The organism is Psychrobacter sp. FME5 (assembly GCF_014861375.1).
Lineage (GTDB): Bacteria > Pseudomonadota > Gammaproteobacteria > Pseudomonadales > Moraxellaceae > Psychrobacter.
This window is the reverse complement of sequence record NZ_RRYX01000138.1, coordinates 1-6,518: the sequence shown is the minus strand read 5'-3', so window position 1 is coordinate 6,518 and position 6,518 is coordinate 1. Positions and strand designations below refer to the sequence as shown.

The following is a 6,518-nucleotide window of genomic DNA, read 5'->3' as shown; positions in this document are numbered from 1 at the left end:
TAAACAGATGAGCCTATGGTGCTCAATACTTTACCGATACTGACTGAGGCTATAATAGCTATGTCTCTAACACCGCAACCTCTCACCGTCATTAGCCGTATGATGTCTTCTATTTTAGAGTGACAGCCCTTATAAGTTAAGGCATGGTCACCAATGAATTGACGTTTGCAGTCCTTGCATTGGTAGTTCTGCTTGCCATAGCTTTTTATGCCGTTTTTCTTTAAACTGGGACTGTGACAGTCGGGGCAGCTGATATCTATTTGTGTCTTCATAACCTCAAATATATCATCTTGCTTTGGCTGTCACCCTCCTTTATTTCTTCAGCATACTTTCTGACACACCACCATATAGTCAATTCAAGTTAAAAGACACAGCACTGTTGGGACAGTTTTTCCTCACTTGCTGTGTGCAATGCGCTCTAGTATGTGCACAGCTTTATCAAATAATGCTATGATTAAAAGTGGTCTTATTTACCCCATTTATCATTTATAAACCGTCGCAAGATTACAGGTTATACTTTTTATGTTTACTATAAGCCGTACCGAAAAATTTACAGGCGCTAACTCAGTTGTTAGCGTCAGCCGTCATGTCATTTATCATTTAATACTCGGTACTACTGTGATCATAGGGTCGGTCGCATTAATGGGCTGCGGGCAAAAGGGTGATTTATATCTTGTCGACTCTAGCAGTCAAACGGTTGAGAGCAATACGCCCGCGCTTGACAGTACCAGCAACCCACAAGATGCAGCCTTCGCCGGTATTGACGATAACGATTATCAAAAAGAGCGTTACCTAGAGCAAAAGCAAGTGCTACCTGAGCCTAGTAACGATCCCAATGATTATTGATTGGCATTAAAATAAATCTGTCACAGAGTTTTTAGGGTTGGTCCTAAATTTTATGTTTACCTTGATAACCTGATTAAATTAGAGATGTTTATATGAGTCATTCTGAGCTACAAGCTGGCGCAACTGATGCTGGCGTCGATCAATCAGTTACTACCCAAACGGAGCAAGGACTTTATGTCAATCCTGAAGCTTTAACTGCCCACTTATCCGAGCTGCATTACCAAAATAATGCTTTACATATGGAGCAAGTGAGTATTGAAGCGTTGGTCGAGTGCTACGATACACCGTGTTACGTGTATTCTAAACAAGCTATTTTGGATGTCTATCAGGCTTATACCGATAGCTTTGCCAGCTTAAACCATCAGATTTGTTATGCGGTGAAGGCCAACTCTAATCTGGCTGTACTTGGTGTATTGGCACAGGCAGGGGCAGGGTTCGATATCGTCTCACGCGGTGAGCTGATGCGCGTATTAGCCGCAGGTGGCGCGGCGTCAAGGGTGGTGTTTTCAGGTGTCGGTAAAACTTATAGCGATATTGAATACGCGCTTAACCAAGGTATTGGCTGCTTTAACGTCGAGTCTATTAGTGAGCTGACTTTAATCAATGAGGTTGCTCAGCAGCTTGATAAGTCAGCGCCGATATCGCTACGGGTTAATCCAAACGTCGACGCCAAGACCCACCCTTATATCTCAACAGGGTTAAAAGACAATAAGTTTGGTATCGCCCATGAAGAAGCGGTTGCTGTTTACCAACAAGCTGCTGAGCTGTCGCATATCGATATCGTCGGTATCGATTGCCATATTGGCTCGCAATTAACCGAGGTTGCGCCATTTGTTGCCGCACTTGATAAAGTTATTGAGCTAATACATAAATTGCGTGATAAAGGTATCGAGCTGCGTCATATTGATTTAGGCGGCGGTCTTGGTGTACGCTATATCGATGAAACTCCTGTATCTATCGGTGAGTTTGCAAGCGCGTTATTACCCAAACTTAGCGAGCTTGGCTTGACGGTATTCTTTGAGCCGGGTCGCAGTATCGTCGCCAACGCTGGTGTACTGTTAACACGTGTCGATGTGTTAAAACCAACCGAGCACAAAAATTTCGCCATCGTCGATGCGGCAATGAATGATCTGATACGTCCCGCTTTATATCAAGCTGAAATGGCCGTTATTCCTGCAACCTTACCTAAAAATGGTTTGGAGACTGACGGCACGCAGCCGTGGGATATCGTCGGTGCAATTTGTGAAACGGGCGACTTTTTAGCAAAAGACCGTTTATTATCGTTAGCTACAGGCGACATCTTGGCAATAACTGGTGCGGGTGCTTATGGTTTCGCCATGAGTAGCAACTATAATTCGCGTCCGCGTGCTAGTGAGGTAATGGTCGCTGATGATTGTCATCAACTGATTCGACAGCGCGAAACCATTGAAGCGCTATATGCGGATGAAGTACTGTGGCAGGATAAATAATCCTATTAATTATTGCTAAATTTACGTTTTTCTCGCTTTACTAGGGGCTGTATAGAATTCAGCTATGGAACTGACAGAGACTATTTTTTAGGAAATTCGACGCCAAAAATAGTAAGTTTAGTCATTCTAAGCGCGATAGTTTTGGCTAGGAAGTGGCAAAAAATAGTCCTGTTGCTTGACTGATGCTAAAATTGCCCCAGACGTTGTTGTAAATCTAGCTAAGGTCTCGACATTACCTTCGACTTACGCCTAGTCTGAAACAATTTTAGCAATCAGCAGTCCTAATAGATGAATTCTATACAGTCCCTAATAAAAACGACCCATTGTCATAACGGCGATGGGTTTTTTATGGTGAGCTTTAATTATGGTGAGCTTTAATTATGGTGGGCTCTAATAAAGGGCATCAGTTTGCCTGTATAAGATATAGTTTATACCATTCACAAAAATTAGAGTAGCAAGGAAAACGAGTGTAAGTGCTACGAGCTGTAGACTAAACGAGTTTGACGCAGCTAATCGTACTTTTTGGGTTTGGTATTAGTATAAAGTGAACTTAGTGTTTGGTAGCGGTGATAATTATGATTGTATCTGGCAGCGTGCTAATATAAGCCATACATAAAAATAGGATAGGATAACAAGGATATGCTAATAGAATTTACAAAAATGCATGGGCTGGGTAATGATTTTATGGTCATCGATTTGGTGACCCAACGCTTAGAATTAACCAAGGATTTGGTACAGTTATTGGGCGATCGTCATTTGGGCATTGGCTTCGATCAATTGCTCGTCGTTGAGCCACCAATGCGCCCTGACGTTGATTTTAGTTATCGTATTTTTAATACCGATGGGACAGAGATCGAGCAGTGCGGCAATGGCGCACGCTGTTTTGCCCGTTTTGTGCAAGCACGTAAACTGTCCTTTAAACAACGCCTGCGCGTTGAGACGGCGAGCGGTATTATTTCTTTGACGACTGACCGCTATGGTTGGGTAGAAGTGGATATGGGCAAACCCAAGTTTGAACCAAGTGAGATTCCCTTTACCCCAAAAGCCACCACCAAGATTCAAAACGCCTATCATCTCGATGTTAATGGCACACCTGTGCAGTTATATGTCGCCAATATGGGCAACCCGCATGCCGTTATCAAAGTCGATGATGTGCTCGATGCTGACGTCGAAAAACTGGGCAAGGCTATCGAAGCGCATCCAGCCTTTCCAGAGCGCGTCAATGTTGGTTTTATGCAAGTCATGAACCAGCGTCATATTCGTTTGCGGGTTTATGAGCGCGGCGTGGGTGAGACTCAAGCTTGTGGTACAGGCGCTTGTGCGGCAGTGGCCGTAGGTATCCGTGAGGGCTGGCTCGATGAAGGCGAAGATGTGCGCGCCCAACTCTACGGTGGCAGCATGATTGTTAAGTGGCAGCCAGGCTATTCTGTGATGATGACAGGGCCAACCGCTTTTGTTTATGAAGGGGTATTTAGTCCAGATGGTCTGATGGCGCAAGCGGGTATTAAACCCAATCCAGAAGGCTAATCAATATGACAATGGCGCCTACAGTAGATTCAGACCCGCAATCATGGCTATCAGCAGAATTGGCTCAAACCATCGAAGCAGATGCAGCGCTACGTGAATTACTAGCACCTGTGCATCGTTGGCTAAATACCTTGTCAGTGCGTAACCACTCCGAACACACACTGGTGGCTTATTTCTCGGGTTTGAATCAATTGGCGCTGTTTTTACGTGGTAAGCGGCTGACGTGGACTCGTTGTGATAAGCGTCAATTAGCCCAGCATATCAGTCAACGGCTTGATGAAGACAAGCTTGCACTTGCTAGCGTCCAGCAAGAGCTGTCGGCTATCCGCCATTTTTACGGTTGGTTGATTGAAGAGGGTTTGGCGCGTATCAATCCAACGACGGGCTACCAGCTTAAGCGTAGCCCTAGACCGCTACCGTCTATCGCTGACGTCGATTTACTCACGCAACTGCTTGATCAAGAGATTCCTGATACACCCGAACAAGCGCGTTTGTGGTTACGAGATAAAGCCATGTTTGAACTGCTTTATAGCAGCGGTCTGCGTGTGGGCGAGTTGGTGGCGCTAGATATGGCAGATGTAGATTTGGCTGACTTGCGTGTTCGCGTGACGGGTAAAGGTAATAAAACGCGCTTGGTACCATTGGGCGCAAAAGCAGCAGAAGCCATTAATCGTTATCTACCGCATCGCAATCTGTGGGTAGAGCAGATGGATAGTGCATTATTTATCAGTGAAAAACTAGGCACACGTCTATCAACCCGAGCGGTGCAGCAACGGCTGAAAGTCGCGGCGACACGTGCGGGTATCGCGCAAAACATGTATCCGCATCTATTGCGTCATTGTTTTGCCTCACACATGTTATCTGGCAGCGGTGACTTGCGTGCGGTACAAGAGATGCTTGGGCATAGCGATATTAGCACCACGCAAATCTATACCCATGTTGACTTTGCTAAGCTTACCCAAGTTTATGACCGCGCCCATCCGCGCGCGTCACATGCCCCTAAAGACAGTGATTCAATAATTTAGTTTTAAAGGTTTGTTATAAATTATCTTATCAAAAACTATTTTATAAAAAATCACCTTACGCCAAACGATGACAATCAAAAATAGGCATTTTTTGTCGTCCTTGTATTTGGGCTGGCTTGTCTAAAGCAGCTAATACAATTTCATAATTTTTCTGCTGTTGATTCATCGCTTCTTTATTCACAGCTTCTTTGTTCAATTCACTATCATTATAGCTGTTGATAATCGTGCCATCATAAGCAGTAATTGTGCTGTGCCCCCAAGTTTGACGCGTATTGCCATCCTTATACGCATGCTCGCCGCCTTGTGCTGCGCCAATCACCATACATTGGCTGTCTAAAGCACGCGCCCGTAGTAACAGCGACCAATGCGCTTGTCCTGTTAAATAAGTAAATGCCGACGGCGCAGTTAATAGTTCCGCGCCCGCTTGGCGTAAACGCTGTGCCAAGGCTGGGAAGCGTAAATCAAAGCAAACCATCATCCCCAACTGATAAACGCTTGAATCAACTTCCAGCGCTACGACGACCGTTTGTGTACCCGGCTCAAACGTTGCCGCTTCGTTATAGCTGCCTTGTTTATCGGCAACGGTTGCGGTAAACAAATGAATTTTATCGTAGCGCGCAACACAGGTACCATCGGGTGCAAATAGCTGGCTGACCTGACGTAGTCTACCGTCAGGAACGATAACGCCATCGGGACGATAAGGGCAGGGCAGCGAGCCTGCCAATACATAGATACCATAGGTGCGGGCATACTCTGCTATCGTTGCTGATAGCGCATCGAACCGCTCTGCGGTAGCAAACTGCCTACCCATACTACAGCAGTTTTCTGGTAGGACGACAAGCTGTGCGCCTTGCGTGCTTGCATTGATAATAGCGGCTTTTATATTGGCCAAATTGTCTTCAATATTCTGCTGGCTATTCATTTGAATGGCTGCAACCGTCAGTTGCTCATTAATCAAGGTGTTAGTCATCATATTATTCTCAATTTTTCATGCTTTATAGTTTTTCAAAGTCTTTAGGGCTCTTTTGGCGTATTCTTATTATCAAGCCTAATAACTATTGAAGGATGCTGGGTTTTAAAAAGTTAAATTTAAGAAATGCTAAATTCAAAAGGTGATAAGGTTAAAAGAGGCTAAAGTTAAGAAGTGTTCTGGTATTTATCATTTAAATATTGCCATAAAAGTATAAATATCTCTATGTTTTGGTAAAACGGCTATAAAGTCTCGTCTGGAGAGGGTATAAATTATCATAGCAACATTATAGCAAAAAATGCTATCGTCTCGTCCTGATAGAGCTTAGATTAACACACCAAGTGCAACGCTAAATTATATTATAGAACACCTGATTGGGCGTTTTAAACCCTAAGCGTTTTCTTGGTCTGTTGTTTAGTTGAGCCCATCCCAGATTCTGTGTAACTGCCATTTAGATTAAATGCTTACTAATGCGATCATCAAACATAATCATAAAGCGATTAAGGGCAGACGTCCAGTTACGGATCGGCATCGACCACTTTTTGGATGCCTGCTGGGTTGCTAAGTACACCACTTTGAATGCTGCCTGATCAGACGGGAAGACCTTACGCTTATTCACCGCTGTCCGAATCACACTGTTTAGCGACTCTATCGCATTGGTGGTATAGATCACTCTTCTGA

7 protein-coding genes are annotated in these 6,518 nt (G+C 44.4%); 4 read left to right on the top strand and 3 right to left on the bottom strand.

Annotated elements, in window-relative coordinates; genetic code table 11:
- Nucleotides 1-272 (bottom strand): IS1 family transposase (locus EI161_RS12895; RefSeq protein ID WP_192529374.1); only part of this gene is annotated, 272 nt, incomplete at its 3' end.
- A 250-nt stretch (nt 273-522) separates the two neighbouring features.
- Here EI161_RS12895 and lptM point away from each other — a divergent pair.
- From lptM to EI161_RS12875, 4 genes are all read left to right on the top strand, one after another.
- Entirely contained in the window at nt 523-846 is a 324-nt protein-coding gene (gene lptM / locus EI161_RS12890) for an LPS translocon maturation chaperone LptM (RefSeq protein ID WP_192529739.1), read from the top strand.
- Nucleotides 847-938: 92 nt separating this feature from the next.
- Nucleotides 939-2,315, top strand: coding sequence for a diaminopimelate decarboxylase (gene lysA, locus EI161_RS12885; protein ID WP_192529738.1), 1,377 nt, complete (start codon nt 939-941; stop codon nt 2,313-2,315).
- A gap of 639 nt (nt 2,316-2,954) precedes the next feature.
- Complete coding sequence (gene dapF / locus EI161_RS12880; protein WP_192529737.1) at nt 2,955-3,842, top strand: diaminopimelate epimerase; 888 nt, start codon at nt 2,955-2,957, stop codon at nt 3,840-3,842.
- A 5-nt stretch (nt 3,843-3,847) separates the two neighbouring features.
- The gene (locus tag EI161_RS12875; RefSeq protein ID WP_192529736.1) at nt 3,848-4,867 is read left to right on the top strand and encodes a tyrosine recombinase XerC; all 1,020 of its coding nucleotides are present in this window, start codon (nt 3,848-3,850) and stop codon (nt 4,865-4,867) included.
- 55 nt (nt 4,868-4,922) lie between these two features.
- On the opposite strand, the gene EI161_RS12870 is transcribed toward EI161_RS12875, so the two are convergent.
- Entirely contained in the window at nt 4,923-5,837 is a 915-nt protein-coding gene (locus EI161_RS12870; protein WP_192529740.1) for a carbon-nitrogen hydrolase family protein, read from the bottom strand.
- A 451-nt stretch (nt 5,838-6,288) separates the two neighbouring features.
- A partial coding sequence (locus EI161_RS12865) for a transposase (protein ID WP_192529735.1) occupies nt 6,289-6,518 on the bottom strand: 230 nt, incomplete at its 5' end.